Raw genomic sequence first — 16,284 nt, 5'->3', positions numbered from 1 at the left:
GCCGTCGTGCTCCGCGCCGTCGTGCTCCGCGCCGTCGTGCCCGGCACCGTCGTACCCGGTGCCGTCCTGTGCGGCGCCGTCGTGCGCACTGCCGTCGTACGCGCCGTGCCCGGCGCCCGGCTGTCCGAGGTCCCGGAGGTCCCGGTCGTCGTCGTGGGCGGTCACGTCACACCACCTCGTCCTCGTGCAGCCGGGCGCGCAGGGCCCGTACCGCCGTGTGCAGCCTGCTCTTGACCGTGCCCTCCGGAACGCCGAGCTGCTCGGCGATGGAGCGCACCGGCAGGTCGGCGTAGAAGCGCAGCACCACGACCTGGCGCTGGGCGTCGGGCAGCTCGTCCAGGCCGCGGGCGACGGCGAGGGAGAGCAGGCTGGTCTCCTCGCCGGAGGGGTGGTCCGCCGGACGCAACGCGGCCAGGCGCTCGCCCAGCCGCTCCTGGCGGCGCCTGGCCCGGTGCCAGTCCATGGCGAGGTTGGAGGCGACCACCGCCGCCCACGCCGAGACGTCCCGCGGCGCCTCGCGGCCGCTCGCGGCACGCTCCAGCAGCCGCAGCCGGACCTGCTGCACCCCGTCCGGCAGGTCCGCCTGCGGTACCCCGCCCAGTGCGAGCACCGCCCGCACCCGGCGCTCCTGCGCCGCGTCCAGCGGGTCGTCGTCGGCGACGTACGCCCCCCGTCCGCGCCGGATCCTTCCGCGCAGCACCGGCCACCCCCTCACACTGTTTCCCCTACGACGCCACTGCCGCCCGGAACGTTCACCCGGGCCCTTCGGGCCCCGCCGAGGCGTACGTCACATCTCCGTGTGGCCGAAGGCCGACCGGGCAGGGGACCTTGCGGTCCGGGGGCCCCGGAGGCTGAATTCCTGCAGTTCAGGGTGGTTACGGCCGAAGGTCCGCAACCGGTGGTCACGGCCGGTCCGTCCCACTTCGCGGGCAGAACCCGCAAAGGATTGGACAGGCGGGCCGTGGTCGGCCGCATGATGGAAGAGCCTCGGCCAGGCAATCAGGAACGTACAGAGACGCAGTAGGGAGTCGCCGTGAGGGTCGGAATCGTCGGAGCCACCGGTCAGGTGGGCACGGTCATGCGCAGGATCCTCAAGGAGCGGAACTTCCCGATCACCGAGCTGCGCCTGTTCGCCTCGGCCCGCTCGGCGGGCACGGAGCTGGACGGCGTGACGGTGGAGGACGCGTCGACCGCCGACTACACCGGCCTGGACATCGTGCTGTTCTCCGCGGGCGGCGCCACCTCGAAGGCGCTGGCCGAGAAGGTCGCCGCGCAGGGCCCGGTCGTGATCGACAACTCCTCCGCCTGGCGCAAGGACCCCGAGGTCCCCCTCGTCGTCTCCGAGGTGAACCCGCGCGCCATCGCCGACCGCCCCAAGGGCATCATCGCCAACCCGAACTGCACGACGATGGCCGCGATGCCGGTCCTGCGTCCGCTGCACGCCGAGGCGGGCCTCGAGGCCCTGGTCGTCGCCACCTACCAGGCGGTGTCCGGCTCCGGCCTCGCGGGCGTCGCGGAGCTGCACGACCAGACCCGGAAGGTGGTCGACGAGGCCGACAAGCTGGTCCACGACGGCGGGGCGGTCGACTTCCCCGAGCCCGGCGTCTACCAGCGCCCCATCGCCTTCAACGTGCTGCCCCTCGCCGGCAACCTCGTCGACGACGGTCTGAACGAGACCGACGAGGAGCAGAAGCTGCGCAACGAGTCCCGCAAGATCCTGGAGATCCCCGACCTCAAGGTCTCCGGCACCTGTGTGCGCGTCCCGGTCTTCTCCGGCCACTCCCTCCAGGTCAACGCCCGCTTCGCCCGCCCGATCAGCCCCGAGCGCGCGACCGAGCTGCTGGCCCAGGCCCCCGGGGTCGCCCTCGCCGACATCCCCACCCCGCTGCAGGCCGCCGGCCAGGACCCGTCCTACGTGGGCCGCGTCCGCCGCGACGAGACGGTGGACAACGGCCTCGCGCTGTTCATCTCCAACGACAACCTCCGCAAGGGCGCGGCGCTGAACGCCGTGCAGATCGCGGAGCTGGTGGCGCAGGAGCTCACCGCCGCGAAGTGACCCCCCCGACCCCCGTACGCGTCCCCGGGGCGGCCGCCTGCACGCGGGTGGCCGCCCCGGCGTCCGTGCGGGGGTCGGCCACCCGCGTCCGTGCGGGGGCGTCCCGGCGTCCGCGCGGGCAGACGTCCCCGCGTCCCCGCGGGCGCCCCGGTCAGACCCGCCGCACCTCGTACAGGAAGCAGCCGTACTCCACGGCCCGCACGTGCACCAGCGCCACCCCGGGGTCGGCGAAGGCCTCCGTGAGGGCGGGTTCGAAGTCCTCCGGCGCTCCGACCAGCCGCCCGCCCAGGATGCGGCCCTCGGCGGAGTAGCGGCGCAGGACGCGGTGGGCGCGGGTGAAGGGCAGAGCGTCGCTCTGCGGGCCCGCGCACTCCTCGGCGTGCAGGAAGACCGGCCCCTGCTCGTCGTACGCGCCCGGGTCGGCGCCCGTCCGTGCCGCCCAGCGGCGCAGGGGGGCGTAGGAGACGAGGACGATCGGTTCACCGGGCTCGCCGGGGCGCAGACAGCAGCGGAGCGGGGCGCCGCCCTCCTCGTCGGTGCGGAGGACCGGGGGCCGCCCCGCGTCGTCCAGGGCGCGCAGCTCCTTCAGGACGGGGGCGGTGATCGGACGTGCGGTGTACGTGGTCATCCCCCCAGGCTCGTACCCGGCGGGCCACGCCACCGGCGGAATACGGACATCGCGTCGGTGCAGGTCCCGTGGAAGGATGACGCAACCGACCCATCACGAGGAGATGACCGCGTGCCTGGCACAAACCTGACTCGCGAAGAGGCGCAGCAGCGGGCGAAGCTGCTGACCGTTGACTCGTACGAGATCGATCTCGATCTCTCCGGCGCGCAGGAGGGCGGCACCTACCGGTCCGTGACCACGGTGCGCTTCGACGTCGCCGAGAACGGCGCGGAGTCCTTCATCGACCTGGTGGCCCCCACCGTGCACGAGGTGACCCTCAACGGGGACCCCCTCGACCCCGCCGAGGTCTTCGCGGACTCCCGCATCGCCCTGCCCGGCCTGCTGCAGGGCCGCAACGTCCTGCGGGTGAGCGCCGACTGCGCGTACACCAATACGGGTGAGGGCCTGCACCGGTTCGTCGACCCGGTCGACGACCAGGCGTACCTGTACACCCAGTTCGAGGTGCCGGACGCCCGCCGCGTCTTCGCGAGCTTCGAGCAGCCGGACCTCAAGGCGACGTTCCAGTTCACCGTGAAGGCGCCGGAGGGCTGGACCGTCATCTCCAACTCGCCGACGCCCGAGCCCCGGGAGAACGTCTGGGTGTTCGAGCCGACGCCGCGCATCTCGACGTACATCACGGCGCTGATCGTCGGCCCGTACCACAGCGTGCACAGCGTCTACGAGAAGGACGGCCGGTCCGTCCCGCTCGGCATCTACTGCCGCCCCTCGCTCGCCGAGTACCTCGACGCGGACGCGATCTTCGAGGTCACCCGGCAGGGCTTCGACTGGTTCCAGGAGAAGTTCGACTACGCGTACCCCTTCGAGAAGTACGACCAGCTGTTCGTGCCGGAGTTCAACGCGGGCGCGATGGAGAACGCGGGCGCGGTCACCATCCGCGACCAGTACGTCTTCCGCTCGAAGGTGACCGACGCGGCGTACGAGGTGCGCGCGGAGACCATCCTGCACGAGCTGGCCCACATGTGGTTCGGCGACCTGGTCACCATGGAGTGGTGGAACGACCTGTGGCTGAACGAGTCGTTCGCCACCTACACCTCCATCGCCTGCCAGGCCGCGGCGCCCGGCTCGCGCTGGCCGCACTCGTGGACGACGTTCGCGAACTCCATGAAGACCTGGGCCTACCGCCAGGACCAGCTGCCGTCCACGCACCCGATCATGGCCGACATCCGCGACCTGGACGACGTGCTGGTCAACTTCGACGGCATCACGTACGCCAAGGGCGCCTCCGTCCTCAAGCAGCTCGTCGCCTACGTCGGCGAGGACGCGTTCTTCCGCGGCGTGCAGGCGTACTTCAAGCGCCACGCGTACGGCAACACGCGCCTGTCCGACCTGCTGGGCGCCCTGGAGGAGACCTCCGGCCGCGATCTGAGGACCTGGTCGAAGAAGTGGCTGGAGACGGCCGGCATCAACGTCCTGCGCCCGGAGATCGAGACGGACGCCGAGGGCGTCGTCACCTCCTTCGCCATCCGCCAGGAGGCCCCCGCGCTGCCCGCCGGCGCCAAGGGCGAGCCGACCCTGCGGCCGCACCGGATCGCCGTCGGCGCCTACGACCTCGACGCCGACGGCAGGCTGGTGCGCGGCGAGCGCGTCGAGCTGGACGTCGACGGCGAGCTGACGCAGGTCCCGCAGCTCGTCGGCAAGCGCCGCCCGGCGGTCGTCCTCCTCAACGACGACGACCTGTCCTACGCCAAGGTCCGCCTGGACGAGCAGTCCCTCGCCTTCGTCACCGAGCACCTCGGCGACTTCGCGGAGTCCCTGCCCCGCGCCCTGTGCTGGGCCTCGGCCTGGGACATGACCCGGGACGCGGAACTCGCCACCCGCGACTACCTCTCCCTGGTCCTGTCGGGCATCGGCAAGGAGTCCGACATCGGCGTCGTGCAGTCGCTGCACCGCCAGGTGAAGCTGGCGGTCGACCTGTACGCCGACCCGGCCGCCCGCGAGGCGCTGCTGACCCGCTGGACCGACGCCACGCTGGCCCACCTGCGGTCCGCCGAGCCCGCGAGCGACCACCAGCTCGCCTGGGCGCGGGCGTTCGCGGCGACGGCCCGCACCCCGGAGCAGCTGGACCTGCTGGAGGGTCTGCTGGCGGGGACGCAGACCGTCGAGGGCCTGGCCGTGGACACCGAGCTGCGCTGGGCGTTCGTGCAGCGCCTGGCGGCGGTGGGCCGGTACGACGAGGCGGAGATCGCCGCCGAGTACGAGCGGGACCGGACGGCGGCCGGCGAACGCCACGCCACCACCGCCCGCGCCGCCCGCCCGACCGAGGAGGCCAAGGCGGAGGCGTGGGCGTCGGTCATCGACTCCGACAAGCTGCCGAACGCCCTCCAGGAGGCGGTCATCGCCGGCTTCGTCCAGACCGACCAGCGCGAGCTGCTGGCGCCGTACACGGACCGGTACTTCGAGGTGCTGAAGGGCGTCTGGGAGTCCCGCTCGCACGAGATGGCCCAGCAGATCGTCGTCGGCCTCTACCCCGCGGTCCAGATCTCCGGCGACACCCTCGACAAGACGGACGCCTGGCTGGCCTCCGCCGAGCCGAGCGCGGCCCTGCGCCGCCTGGTCTCGGAGTCCCGCGCGGGCGTGGAACGCGCCCTGCGGGCGCAGGCGGCGGACGCGGCGGCGTCCGCGTAACCGCCCGTACTGCTTGAGGGGCGCCCGGTGCTACGCCGGGCGCCCTTCGCGTTCCCTCAGGGCACCGACGAAGGCGGCGAACACGGGGGCGGAGACGGAGAGGGTGCCGTGGGAGGGGTTCTTGGAGTCGCGGATGGCTATGCAGGGGTGGCGGAGGGTTACTTCGACGCAGGCATTGCCGTCGCCGCTACCGGAATAGGAAGACTTCCGCCAACTGTCGGGAGTGATCACCGGGTTCCTCACAGCTCCTTCGTCAGCCTGTGGATGAAGTCACGCGAACGCTCGGGGTCGAGTGACGCCGCCTTCACTCTACGGAAGAGTGTTCGGAACACACCGAGCTGCGCTTCGGAGTCCACGAAGACGGTTCCGTCAGGACCGTCGCGCACCACAGTGTCCAGCCTCGGGACCGCTCCGCCCGCGTACGCCATGGCGGCCGTGATGTCCGCGAACTCCTCCAGGTCGAAGGGGATGACGCGTACCGTCACGTGTTCCGCCTCCGACAGCTCCAGGAGGTTGGCGAGCTGATCCTGCAATGTCGCCCTGCCTCCCACCCTGATGCGCAGCGCCGCCTCATGGACCAGCGCCTCGTACGGCATCGGCCGCGTGCTCTCCATGCCGAGACGCCGCTGCATCCGGTGACGCACGCGCAGCTCAAGCTCTTCACAGGGAAGTTCGGGGATCCGCCGCGAGAAGAGCGCCCGAGCGTAGCCCTCGGTCTGCAACAGCCCAGGGACATGCAGGAAGTCCACGTCCCACCGGAAGGTGGCGTGGCACTCCAACTCGGACAGGTCCAGGAACGACGTGGGCAGGAGGCCTCGGTACTCCTCCCACCAACCGCGCCCCCGATCGGTCGCCATCGCGACCAGGGCGTCGACCAATTCACCGTCCGTACAGGCGTAGTGGGCCGCCATGCGACGCAGTCGCTGCTCGCTCACCCCTGTGGTGCCCGCCTCGATCTGGCTGATCTGGACGGAGTTCACACCGAGCAGTGCCGCAGCCTCACGGGCGCTGAGCCCTGACGCCTCCCGAAGTCGGCGGAGCTCCACGGCCAGACGCAACTGCCGTGCTGTCGGTTCCCGCCTGCTCCCCATCGACCGCTCCTCGCTCAACACGCCCGTCAAGGCGACTCGTTCGGGCGTCAGATTACGGGATCGGCTTGATCCAGGTTAATTCTAAGGTCTACCGTCGGTGACGCAGCGCACACACTGCGCAGCTTCGGGCGCCGGAAGCGCACCGCTTCGTCCTGCCATGACGGAGCGGCAACGACACCGCCGCCCATGACCTCAGTGCAACCCCGACTTCCCTTCACTCAAGAGGAGTTCGCGTGTCCGAAACCGAACCCTGGGAGTACTCCCTGCACATCCCGAGCGACCCGAGAGCCGTCACCGTCTGCCGCCGCACGCTCCGTCTGATCCTCACGATGCACGGCCTGATCCGCCTGATCGACGTCGCGGAACTGCTGGCGACGGAGCTGATCTCCAACTCGGTGCGTCATGCCAAGGGCCCGGCGGCCCTGCGGGTGCACTGGTCGGGCGCCGGTGTCCTGCGCATCGGGGCGTGGGACGCGGACCCGTCACCGCCCGAGCCGCCGCAACCCTTCACCCCGGAGTGGGAACGGGAGGACGGCCGGGGCCTGGCCCTGGTACGCGCCTGCGCCGACGTCTGGGGCTGGCAGCCACTGACCAGGGACGGCAACCGGGGCAAGTACGTGTGGTGCGAACTGGGCGCCGCCTAAAGGTCGTCTTCTTCCCTCGCGTGGACCGCGCCGGGGCGCAGTGGCGCTACCTGCCGCACGACTTCCCGCCCCGGCAGACCTGCTACGGCTCCTTCGCCACATGGCAGCACGATGGCGTGTTCACCCAGCTCACCGGCGTACTGCGCAGTCCGTTACGCCGGCAGGAGGGCAAGGGCGCGGACGCGGCGAAGAAGATCGCGGGCGGCAAGCGGAGCGTCGTCGCCGACACCCTCGGCCTGCGACGAGAACACCATCTCCTGGCGCGACCCCGTAAATCCACATCAACCGCAGATCCCGGGATGAAACAACGGAAGAAAACGACGCCTCAGGGCGTCGGATCCGGTGGTCGCGGCCACCGGATCCGCGGCCACCTGGAAAGGGTTCACCGCCCTCGACATCCGTTTTCTCTCGATACATCGCAAGCCCTCCCATCGGTCAACAATGCGGACAAGAACCGGGGTGGCATTCGAGAATCGGGGCTCATGGCCCGTGGGGCATCTCTTTTTGATCTTGGAACTTTCTTCTTGTAGCCTTCACCCCGCCTCTTCTCTCACGAGGCATCCACACCGACCTTCACAGGGGGCACAGTTGAACAAGACACGGGCTTTTGCCGCAATCGCTCTTTCCGCTGCAACTCTCCTTGCGCTGGCACCTTCCGCCAGCGCAAGCGGTGACGGCGTCTGCCACACGGACAGGGACGCCTGCTTCTTCTACAACTCGGACCTCAAGGGCGCCAAGGTCGACATCGACGACTGCTGGTCCTACAACCACGTGAACTTCAAGTTCATCGGTCCGGGCAACGGAGCCGGCATCACGCTGAAGAACAACGCGGCGTCGGTGCAGAACTGGAGCCACTACAACCCGCACTTCGTCTACTACAACTCCAACCTGCAGGGCCCCCGCCAGCAGATCAACCCCTGGAGCTGGTCAAACCTGAACAGCACCCTGAAGAACAACAACGCGTCCAGCGTTTTCTACGAAACCGGCAACTGCTGATGAGCGACCTTCGGGGGCTTCTCTTTCCGGGAAACCCCCGAAGGGCTCCTTTCGTCCCCCTCGATCACTGTCAGGTCTGAAGTCCCATGACGCACTTTCCACGTTCCCTACCGGTCCTGATATGTGCATCAGCGGCTCTCCTTTTCGCTACCGCCTGCTCCGGCATCAAAGCAGAGGACGCAGCCCCGACCGAAAAATCCGGAATGCCGGCGCCAGAAGACATCGACCTTCCGCTGGACCGATACATGTTCGACGAGTTCGAGAGCCACGAACTCATGGTCCTGCTCCGGAACGGCACCCTGGCGTGCATGGAAAAATACGGACACGCGGACACGTACATTCCCGAACCGGCACCTCCGCCGGTGAGCAAGCACAACGAACGGCGTTACGGCATCACGGACGGCCGACTGGCCAAGCGCCTCGGCTTCCGGGCGGACCAGGGCGACGCCGCACCGCGCGAGAAGGAGAAGCCGCTCACCGCGGACGAGGAGTTCACCATCACCGGCGGCAGCAGCAAGCCGGGGGAGCCGGGTAAGGGCGGGAGGAACGAGGCGGGCAAGGACGTGCCCCCCGGCGGCTGCAAGGGCCAGGCGCTGAAGGCACTCGGCTACTCGCCGACGGCCACTCCGGGCAATCCCGCGATGGTGCAGAACCTGGACCTCGAGTCCTTCGACGCCTCCCTGCGAACGGACAGCGTCAAGCAGGCCCTGCGCGACTGGTCCGCGTGCATGCGGGACAAGGGCTACACGTACGACGCCGAGCCGTTCTCGGCCAGCAACGATCGCCGGTTCGCGACGCCCGCCGCCACCGAGGCCGAGAAGGAAGTGGCCATGGCGGATGTGGAGTGCAAGAACTCCTCTCGGCTGATCGAGATCTGGAAGGCCGAGGAAACACGGATCCAGAAGTCGCTGACAGCCCGGAACCGACAGGAGCTGGAGAAGGTCGCGAAGCAGCGCGACACCACTCTTTCCTTGATCAAGGAGCTGTCGGGCACGTCCTCCTGAGAGGGGCTGTCGCGCGAAAGCGGCGAACCTCGCCCCGCGAAGAGGGGAGCTCGCGGTCGGCGGCAGAGCCATCCGCGGCTCCCGCTGCCGGGGGAGCCCTCTCCGGGCGCACCCGTCTCCCGGCATCTCCGAGGGCCGGAGAAGAACGCTCGTTCCCGGTTGATCGTCCTCCCCTCACATACGATCACGGACATGGGACGACCATGCGCCCTCGGCACCGAGCGGATGGTCGAGGCCGGCGCCGACCGAGGTGGAGGCCGCAGTGAAGTTTCCCGACATGGCGCGCGGTGCGCGTCTGGCCGCCCATGGTGCCGTCTCCACCGCCCTGGCCCTGTGCAGTGATCGCGCCCTGCGCGAACTCGTGGACACGGCCGTGCCGATCGGGTCCGGCATCGGCGGGAAGTCGGCCCTGATGGAGGTCGCCGGTACCCCGGTCTTCGTGAAGCGGGTGCCCCTCACCGATCCGGAGAGGCGACCCGAGCACATCCGGTCCACGGCGAACCTGTTCGAGCTGCCCGTCTTCTGCCAGTACGGCATCGGCTCCATCGGCGGTCCGGGCTTCGGCGCCTGGCGAGAGCTCGCCGTGCACATCATGACGACGAACTGGGTGCTCGCGGCGGAGCACGAGGGCTTCCCCCTGATGTACCACTGGAGGGTGCTGCCCGACTCGACGCCCCTGCCCGAGGAGTTGGCCGACGTCGAACGGGCCGTCGCCTACTGGGGCGGAGGACCGCAGGTGCGTCGCCGGATCGAGGCCCTCCAACGGTCCTCGGCGAGCGTCGCGCTGTTCCTGGAGTACGTCCCGCAGAACCTGCACCAGTGGCTGGGCGCTCAGGTCGCAGCGGGCGACGAGGCCGCCGACCGGGCCTGCGCCATGGTGGAGGAGAACCTGGAAGCCGGAATCTCGTTCATGAACGCGCGGGGGCTCCTGCACTTCGACGCGCACTTCGAGAACATCCTCACCGACGGCCGGCGGCTCTACTTCGCGGACTACGGCCTCGCGCTCTCCTCCCGCTTCGAACTGTCCCGGGACGAGGCCGACTTCTTCGACCGGCATCAGGTCTACGACCGCTGTTACACCGCCACCTACCTGGTGAACTGGCTGGTCACCGCTCTGTGCGGCTGCCGGAGGGAGGACCGGGACGGCCGCCACGCGCTGGTGCGCGCCTACGCGGAGGGCGAGCGCCCCACGGGAATCCCGGAGGAGGCCGCGGCGATCATCGCCCGGCACGCGCCGGTCGCCGCCGTGGTGTCGGACTTCCACCGCACGTTCCGGAGCCGGAGCAGGCGGACCCCGTACCCGCTGGAGGAGATCCGCCGGCTCGGCGGGAGGGACAGCCCCTCCCTGTGCTGACGGACACCGGGAGGCCGGCACGGACGTCCCGACGAATCCGCCTCCACACTAATCAAGTTTGACTAGAGTGGCGGGCATGGGTGAGAAGACCGTTCCGATCCTGCCGTGCCGGACCCTCCGGCCCGTCCTCGACTTCTACGCCGCCCTCGGCTTCGAGGTGACCTTCCAGCAGAAGAGCCCCAACCCCTACGCGGTCGTGGAACGCGGCGGCATCCAGCTCCACTTCTTCGGGATGAAGCGGTACGAGCCGGCCGAGTCGTTCAGCACGTGCTGCATCCTGACCGACGACGTGGACGGGCTGTACGAGGCCTTCCGGGCCGGGCTCAAGGCGGCGTACGGGAGGATCCCGCTCCGGGGGCTGCCCCGCATCGGGCCGCTGAAGGACACCTCGCACGGGGTGCGGCAGTTCCTCGTGACCGATCCGGGCGGCAACTGCCTCCGCGTCGGGCAGCCGACGGGCCGCGGCCCGCACCACCGGCCCGCGCCCGAGGAAACTTTCGCCCGGGCCCTCCACCACGCGTCCCTCTTCGCGGACTCGAAGGACGACCCGGCGGGCGCCGCGAAGATCATCGACCGGGTGCTGCGCGTCGAGGACGCGCAGCCCACGCCCGTGCAGTTGCTCCGCCTCCTCGTACTGCGCGCGGACGTCGCCGGGCGCCTCGGCGACGAGGGGACCGCGGCGTCCGCGCTCGCCCGGGCCGCCGCGATCCCCCTCACCACCCGGGAGCGGGAGTCGGTGCGCGACGACCTCGAACGCCTCGAGGAGCTGGGGATTCCGGGAAGTACCGGCCCTCGGGACCTTCGGGGAGGGTAAAGGAACGGTCGTTCTTGACCGACCGTTCCTTTACCGCGTAGTGTCATGGGCATGGGACGACCACGCGCCTTCGACACCGACCGGGCGATCGAGACCGCGGCCACCCTCTTCGCCACCCACGGCTACGAGGGCACCTCGGTGGACGATCTGGTCACCGCCACCGGCATCCACCGGGGCAGCCTCTACAAGGTCTTCGGATCCAAACGGAGCCTGCACCTGACCGCCCTGCGCAACCACCTCGACCACGAGATCCGCCCGACCACCGCCGCCCTCGCCACCCTCACCGATCCCGAGCAGGTGCTGTCGACGGCCATCGCCTCGTACGACAACGGCCCGGCCGCCGGACTCCTCCTCCTCGCCGCCGCCGAGCGCGCGCCCCACGACCCGGAGGTCGCCGCGCTGGTCGCGGAGGGCGTCGCCGCGCTGGAGGACGCCCTGCGCCCCTCCCACGGCGACGCCGCCCCCCGGCTCGCCTCCACCGTCCTCGGTGCCCGCCTGCGCCTGCGCGCCGGCCTGCCGACCGCCTCCAAGGAGCACTGACATGGCCCTGGTCTCCATCGACCGCGCACGCGACCTGCTGACCGTCGAGTTCCAGGGTCTCGACAAGCTCTGGACCCTCAAGAGCCGCCTGGAGATACCCCTCGCCCACGTGCGGGGCGCCACGCACGACCCCGGCATCGCCCGCGAGCCGAAGGGCCTCCGCGTCGGCGGCACCCACTTCCCCGGCCTCATCACCGCCGGCCGCTACCTCCACAAAGGCGAACGCCTCTTCTGGGACGTGAAGAACCCGGACAAGGCGGTCGTCATCGAACTCGCCGACGCCGAGACCTACGACCGCCTCGTCGTCGAGGTCGACGACCCCCGCGCCACCGTCGCCCTCGTCGAACGGTCCCTCACCCGCGACTGAAGCACGGCTTCCGGACCGGGCGCCCTTCCCCCGGCGCCGTACGCGCCCCTCGGCCGAAGTTCCTCACGCGCAGACCCTCACGCACAGGTCCTCACTCGACGCGCCCGCCCGGCCCCGTCGGCCCCGCTCACCGAGGGCGGGAGGCTTCCGTCGGCGAAACGGCTCCGCCGGTCCGGGGGCGGTGGGGGCCGGGGGGAGCGTCCGACGTCGCCCGGCCGCGCGGAGCGATCTGGCCGGCCACCGTCGCGCCGAACGCCAGCGCCATGCCGACCAGTTGCACCGGTGTCAGCGCCTCGCCGAGCGCCGCCCAGCCGACGACGGCCGCGGTGAGCGGGGAGAGCGGGCCGAGGAAGGTGACCTGGGTGGCGGTGAGGCGGCCGATGCCGCGGAACCAGAGCCAGTACGCGACCGCCGTGTTCGCCAGGGCGAGGTAGAGGTAACCACCGATCGCCGGGCCGTCCACCGCGGGCGGCGCGCCCTCGACCAGGAGGGCGAGCGGGGCGATGAGCAGACCGCCCGCGGTGAGTTGCCAGCCGGTGAGCGCGAGCGGGCCGACGCCCTCGGGCCGGCCCCACCGCTGGGTGAGCACGGTGCCGGTGGACATGGAGACGGTGGAGGCGAGCGCCGCGAGCACGCCGAGCGGGTCCAGCGCCCCGGCCGCCTTCAGGACCACCAGGCTGACGCCGAAGGCGGCCACGGTCCCGGTGAGGAGGGTGCGCGCGGTCGGCCGCCGGCCGAGCAGCAGTGCCGAGAGGCCGACCACGCACAGCGGTCCGACCGAGCCGACGACCGCGGCCGTACCGCCGGGCAGCCGGTAGGCGGAGAGGAACAGCAGGGGGAAGAAGGCGCCGATGTTGAGCGTGCCGAGCACGGCCGCCCTCCCCCACCAGGTACCGCGCGGCAGCACCCGGGCGAGCGCGAGCAGCAGCAGTCCGGCGGGCAGGGCGCGCGCCAGGCCGGTGAACAGGGGGCGGTCGGGCGGGAGGAACTCGGTGGTGACGGCGTAGGTGGTGCCCCAGGAGACGGGGGCGAGGGCGGTGAGCGCGATCAGGGCGGCGCGGTTCGGGGCCACGGGGGCGCACCTCTTCCCGGGGACGGCTTCAGGTCGACAGAAAGTAGCTTAGTTACAAGCTACTTTTTGGCAAGCCACTTTCTTGCGGACGACCGGAAAGGAACGGATACTCCTGCCCATGAGTGCACGCCCCGAGCAGCGCAGGGACCCCGTCGACGCGATCATCGAGCAGTGGGCCCGGGAGCGGCCGGACCTCGACACCGCCGCCATGGAGGTCTTCGGCCGCATCCACCGGCTCTCGCGCGCCATGAGCGACCGGATCGACAAGGCGTACGCCAAGTACGGGATCTCGCGCGGGGAGTTCGACGTGCTCGCGACCCTGCGCCGCTCCGGCGAGCCCTACACCCTCTCCCCGCGCCAGCTCTCGGCCACGCTGATGCTCACCACCGGCGGGATGACCGGCCGCCTCGACAAACTGGAGCGGGCGGGGCTGCTGCGCCGCTCCCCCGACCCGTACGACCGCCGGGGGCTCCAGGTCACGCTCACCGAGCAGGGCCTGCGCCTGACCGACGAGGCGGTCGGCGCGGGCCTCGCCCTCCAGACCGAGGCGCTGTCCGCCCTGGACGGGGAGCGGGCGGGACAGCTCGCCGATCTGCTGCGGGAGTTGCTGCTCGCGACCGAGCGGTAGGGCGCCGGACCGCCCGCGCACTCCCGGGCGGGGGCATCCCCGTCCGGCGCCCGGCGGCGGCCCGGCGGCGGCCTACCAGCGGTTGCGGTGCACGACCTCTTCGACCGGGCGGCGGCTCACCGGACCGAACCTGCCGCGCGGCCACCCCACCGGGATGGCCGCGAAGGTGTTCATGTCCCCGGGAATGCCGAGGGCCGCCTTCCACTCCTCCTCCAGCATCAGGTGCCAGATGGTGAGGTTGGCGGCCAGGCCCAGGCCCCGCGCGGCGAGCAGCAGGTTCTGCACGCCCGGGTAGACGCAGGAGCCCTCCGCGAGGGCGCTGAAGCGCTCCTGGATCCTCGCCATGCGCGCCGTCGCCTCGGCGCCGAGCGCCTCGGCGTAGAGCCGTACGCCCTCCTCCTCGATCCTCGGCTCCGGGAACCGGTAGCAGGGGATGATCAGCGCCGGGGTCTCGGCGAAGTGGTCGCGCTGGTACTCGATGGCGGCGACCATGCGTCCGTACGCGGCCTCGTCCATGCCGGCGGGGGCGTACTTGCCGGTCGTGGCCAGGTAGGCGTCCACGCACCGCTTCCACAGCGGGGCGAGGTCCGCCATGACCGCGGGGTCGGTGACGACGACGTACTCGTAGCGCTGCATGTTGCCGCCGCTGGGGCCCCAGACGGCCGCCTGTATCAGCCGGTCCAGGAGGGCGTCGGGCACCGGGTCGGGCTTGAGGCGCCGCATGGCCCGCATGGTGGACATGGTCGCGAAGAGGGCCGGTTCGGCGGTCTCGCCGGCCGGCGCCTCGGACAGGGTGTCTCGCGTAGTCATGATCGCGAGTGTAAGGACTGCGGGCCCCGCCCGGACCCCCTCGGTCACGTCCGCTTCGCCGCGCCGGGAGAAGGCATCCGCGTTGGCTCCAACCGCTTTTGACGCCGCGTCACGCGGGGGCGCCGCGTCGCGGGGCGGCTCGGGGCCGGGCCCGCGGGCCCCGCACGCGCCGAGGGCGCCGCCCCGGTGCGCGTACGGCGGTCTGCGCGTACGTGCACCGGGGCGGCGCCCCCGGGAAGGTGCGCGGGCGGCCCGTCGGAGCCGCGGGCCGGTCAGGCCTCGGCGTCGGCCTTGATCCGGATGTTGGAGCTGGTCGTGTCCTTCTTCTTGTGCGTCTTGTCGGTGACCATCACCAGGGCGGTGATGATCCCGAACAGCGCGATCGGGGCCACGACGAAGAGGCCCAGCGTCTCGACGACGCTCAGGCCCGTACCGGGGTCGTCGCCGTCGTCGCGGGTGAGCGCGAGCGCGGGGGACGACATGAGCAGCATCATCAGCGTCGTACCGGCTGCCAGGGCGCCGGCGCGCAGGGCGTTCTTCTTGTCCACGGTGCAAAAGGTAGCGAACGCCGGTCGGGCACGCGCGTCCGGGGTGCCGTACGAGAGTTTCGGCATGCTCACGTCACCCTCGCTCCCGTGCCCCGTGCGGGGCGGTGTCCGTCCGCAGCACCTCGATCAGCGCCCGCAGCCTCGGGGACGCCGCCAGGTCCTCCAGGGTCACCGGGCGGCCCTCGGCGTCGGCGATCGGCAGGCGCCAGTTCGGGTACTGGTCCCAGGTGCCGGGGAGGTTCTGCGGGCGGCGGTCGCCCACGCCGTCGGGGAGCCAGACGCCGATCAGGCGGGCCGGGGTGCGCAGCAGACAGCGGTGGACGGCCCGGATCCGCTCCTCCTCCGAGGTGGCGGCGTCCGACAGCAGTCCGAGCCGGGTGAACAGCTCCAGCCACTCCGCCGTGTCGGCGGCGGCCTCGGCGCGTTCCTCGGCCGCGGGGCGGGTGAGCAGGCCCAGGCCGGCCCGGAGGTCGACGTGCTCGCCGGTGAGGCGGGCCGCGGTGGGCGGCAGGTCGTGGGTGGTGGCGGTGGCCAGGCAGTCGGCGCGCCAGCGTTCCGGCGGCAGCGGGCGGCCGTCGCCCTCCCAGTCCCGTTCGAACCAGAGCACCGAGGTGCCGTACACCCCGCGTTCGCGCAGTGCCTCGCGCACCCCGGGCTCGACCGTGCCCAGGTCCTCGCCGATCACCACCGCCCCGGCCCGGGAGGCCTCCAGGACGAGCACGGCGAGCAGGGCCTCGGCGTCGTAGTGGACGTAGGTGCCCTCGGTGGGCGGGCGGCCCTCGGGCACCCACCAGAGCCGGAACAGGCCCATGACGTGGTCGATGCGCAGGGCGCCCGCGTACCGGAAGAGGGCCTGGAGCAGGGCGCGGAAGGGGGCGTAGCCGGATGCGGCGAGCCGGTCCGGGCGCCAGGGCGGCAGGCCCCAGTCCTGGCCGCGGGCGTTGAAGGCGTCCGGGGGCGCGCCGACGGACATGCCGGCCGCGAAGTACTCCTGCTGCGCCCAGGCGTCGGCGCCGCCGGGGTGCACGCCGACGCCTGGGCGCAGCA

General features: G+C 71.3%; 18 protein-coding genes and 1 pseudogene. 11 read left to right on the top strand and 8 right to left on the bottom strand.

Translation table 11 applies throughout. From position 1 onward, the window contains the following. Positions 1-166: 166 nt before the first annotated feature. Complete coding sequence (locus B7L92_RS07575) at positions 167-700, bottom strand: RNA polymerase sigma factor (RefSeq protein WP_081236680.1); 534 nt, start codon at positions 698-700, stop codon at positions 167-169. Positions 701-1,033: 333 nt separating this feature from the next. Between B7L92_RS07575 and B7L92_RS07570 the strand changes: the two genes are divergently transcribed. Continuing rightward, positions 1,034-2,056, top strand: coding sequence for an aspartate-semialdehyde dehydrogenase (locus B7L92_RS07570; protein ID WP_081236679.1), 1,023 nt, complete (start codon positions 1,034-1,036; stop codon positions 2,054-2,056). A gap of 151 nt (positions 2,057-2,207) precedes the next feature. Here B7L92_RS07570 and B7L92_RS07565 read toward each other — a convergent pair whose 3' ends face one another. Then, positions 2,208-2,684, bottom strand: coding sequence for a DUF1203 domain-containing protein (locus B7L92_RS07565; protein ID WP_081236678.1), 477 nt, complete (start codon positions 2,682-2,684; stop codon positions 2,208-2,210). A 111-nt stretch (positions 2,685-2,795) separates the two neighbouring features. Between B7L92_RS07565 and pepN the strand changes: the two genes are divergently transcribed. Next, complete coding sequence (gene pepN, locus B7L92_RS07560; RefSeq protein WP_081236677.1) at positions 2,796-5,369, top strand: aminopeptidase N; 2,574 nt, start codon at positions 2,796-2,798, stop codon at positions 5,367-5,369. 30 nt (positions 5,370-5,399) lie between these two features. Here pepN and B7L92_RS07555 read toward each other — a convergent pair whose 3' ends face one another. Both B7L92_RS07555 and B7L92_RS07550 read right to left on the bottom strand, forming a co-directional pair. Beyond that, positions 5,400-5,600, bottom strand: coding sequence for a DUF397 domain-containing protein (locus B7L92_RS07555; RefSeq protein WP_107501402.1), 201 nt, complete (start codon positions 5,598-5,600; stop codon positions 5,400-5,402). A gap of 8 nt (positions 5,601-5,608) precedes the next feature. Continuing rightward, the gene (locus B7L92_RS07550; RefSeq protein ID WP_081236685.1) at positions 5,609-6,460 is read right to left on the bottom strand and encodes a helix-turn-helix domain-containing protein; all 852 of its coding nucleotides are present in this window, start codon (positions 6,458-6,460) and stop codon (positions 5,609-5,611) included. A 233-nt stretch (positions 6,461-6,693) separates the two neighbouring features. Between B7L92_RS07550 and B7L92_RS07545 the strand changes: the two genes are divergently transcribed. From B7L92_RS07545 to B7L92_RS07510, 8 genes and pseudogenes are all read left to right on the top strand, one after another. Then, entirely contained in the window at positions 6,694-7,104 is a 411-nt protein-coding gene (locus B7L92_RS07545; protein ID WP_081236675.1) for an ATP-binding protein, read from the top strand. Between the two features lie 20 nt (positions 7,105-7,124). Beyond that, positions 7,125-7,343: pseudogene (locus B7L92_RS42055) on the top strand (transposase); the annotation flags it as partial. Positions 7,344-7,692: 349 nt separating this feature from the next. Further along, a complete protein-coding gene (locus tag B7L92_RS40190) occupies positions 7,693-8,100 on the top strand; it encodes a hypothetical protein (RefSeq protein WP_143626257.1) in 408 nt (135 codons plus the stop codon). Between the two features lie 203 nt (positions 8,101-8,303). Continuing rightward, complete coding sequence (locus B7L92_RS07530; protein ID WP_143626256.1) at positions 8,304-9,104, top strand: hypothetical protein; 801 nt, start codon at positions 8,304-8,306, stop codon at positions 9,102-9,104. Positions 9,105-9,381: 277 nt separating this feature from the next. Beyond that, complete coding sequence (locus B7L92_RS07525; RefSeq protein WP_081236684.1) at positions 9,382-10,458, top strand: protein kinase family protein; 1,077 nt, start codon at positions 9,382-9,384, stop codon at positions 10,456-10,458. Positions 10,459-10,534: 76 nt separating this feature from the next. Next, entirely contained in the window at positions 10,535-11,272 is a 738-nt protein-coding gene (locus tag B7L92_RS07520; protein WP_081236683.1) for a bleomycin resistance protein, read from the top strand. A gap of 51 nt (positions 11,273-11,323) precedes the next feature. Continuing rightward, positions 11,324-11,812, top strand: a complete 489-nt coding sequence (locus B7L92_RS07515) for a TetR/AcrR family transcriptional regulator (RefSeq protein WP_081236682.1) — start codon at positions 11,324-11,326, stop codon at positions 11,810-11,812. A 1-nt stretch (position 11,813) separates the two neighbouring features. Further along, complete coding sequence (locus B7L92_RS07510) at positions 11,814-12,179, top strand: hypothetical protein (RefSeq protein ID WP_081236671.1); 366 nt, start codon at positions 11,814-11,816, stop codon at positions 12,177-12,179. 127 nt (positions 12,180-12,306) lie between these two features. Here B7L92_RS07510 and B7L92_RS07505 read toward each other — a convergent pair whose 3' ends face one another. After that, entirely contained in the window at positions 12,307-13,251 is a 945-nt protein-coding gene (locus B7L92_RS07505) for an EamA family transporter (protein ID WP_081236670.1), read from the bottom strand. A gap of 118 nt (positions 13,252-13,369) precedes the next feature. Between B7L92_RS07505 and B7L92_RS07500 the strand changes: the two genes are divergently transcribed. Beyond that, positions 13,370-13,879, top strand: a complete 510-nt coding sequence (locus B7L92_RS07500) for a MarR family winged helix-turn-helix transcriptional regulator (RefSeq protein WP_081236669.1) — start codon at positions 13,370-13,372, stop codon at positions 13,877-13,879. Positions 13,880-13,951: 72 nt separating this feature from the next. Here B7L92_RS07500 and B7L92_RS07495 read toward each other — a convergent pair whose 3' ends face one another. From B7L92_RS07495 to B7L92_RS07485, 3 genes are all read right to left on the bottom strand, one after another. Beyond that, complete coding sequence (locus tag B7L92_RS07495; RefSeq protein WP_081236668.1) at positions 13,952-14,689, bottom strand: nitroreductase family protein; 738 nt, start codon at positions 14,687-14,689, stop codon at positions 13,952-13,954. Positions 14,690-14,961: 272 nt separating this feature from the next. Beyond that, positions 14,962-15,237, bottom strand: a complete 276-nt coding sequence (locus B7L92_RS07490; RefSeq protein WP_081236681.1) for a hypothetical protein — start codon at positions 15,235-15,237, stop codon at positions 14,962-14,964. A gap of 73 nt (positions 15,238-15,310) precedes the next feature. After that, positions 15,311-16,284: 4-alpha-glucanotransferase (locus tag B7L92_RS07485; protein WP_143626255.1), on the bottom strand; the 974-nt coding region annotated here is incomplete at its 5' end.

Source organism: Streptomyces viridosporus, assembly GCF_002078235.1.
GTDB lineage: Bacteria > Actinomycetota > Actinomycetes > Streptomycetales > Streptomycetaceae > Streptomyces > Streptomyces viridosporus.
The sequence above is the reverse complement of the archived record's forward strand: the minus strand, read 5'-3'. Positions and strand labels throughout refer to the sequence as shown.

What these genes read in the sequence shown, in the direction of transcription:
- B7L92_RS07520 (WP_081236683.1), top strand. Translation starts at nt 10,535, where the DNA reads ATGGGTGAGAAGACCGTTCCGATCCTGCCGTGCCGGACCCTCCGGCCC.
- B7L92_RS07495 (WP_081236668.1), bottom strand. Translation starts at nt 14,689, where the DNA reads ATGACTACGCGAGACACCCTGTCCGAGGCGCCGGCCGGCGAGACCGCC.
- B7L92_RS07550 (WP_081236685.1), bottom strand. Translation starts at nt 6,460, where the DNA reads ATGGGGAGCAGGCGGGAACCGACAGCACGGCAGTTGCGTCTGGCCGTG.
- B7L92_RS07500 (WP_081236669.1), top strand. Translation starts at nt 13,370, where the DNA reads ATGAGTGCACGCCCCGAGCAGCGCAGGGACCCCGTCGACGCGATCATC.
- B7L92_RS07510 (WP_081236671.1), top strand. Translation starts at nt 11,814, where the DNA reads ATGGCCCTGGTCTCCATCGACCGCGCACGCGACCTGCTGACCGTCGAG.
- B7L92_RS07565 (WP_081236678.1), bottom strand. Translation starts at nt 2,684, where the DNA reads ATGACCACGTACACCGCACGTCCGATCACCGCCCCCGTCCTGAAGGAG.
- B7L92_RS07530 (WP_143626256.1), top strand. Translation starts at nt 8,304, where the DNA reads ATGCCGGCGCCAGAAGACATCGACCTTCCGCTGGACCGATACATGTTC.
- B7L92_RS07515 (WP_081236682.1), top strand. Translation starts at nt 11,324, where the DNA reads ATGGGACGACCACGCGCCTTCGACACCGACCGGGCGATCGAGACCGCG.
- B7L92_RS07525 (WP_081236684.1), top strand. Translation starts at nt 9,382, where the DNA reads ATGGCGCGCGGTGCGCGTCTGGCCGCCCATGGTGCCGTCTCCACCGCC.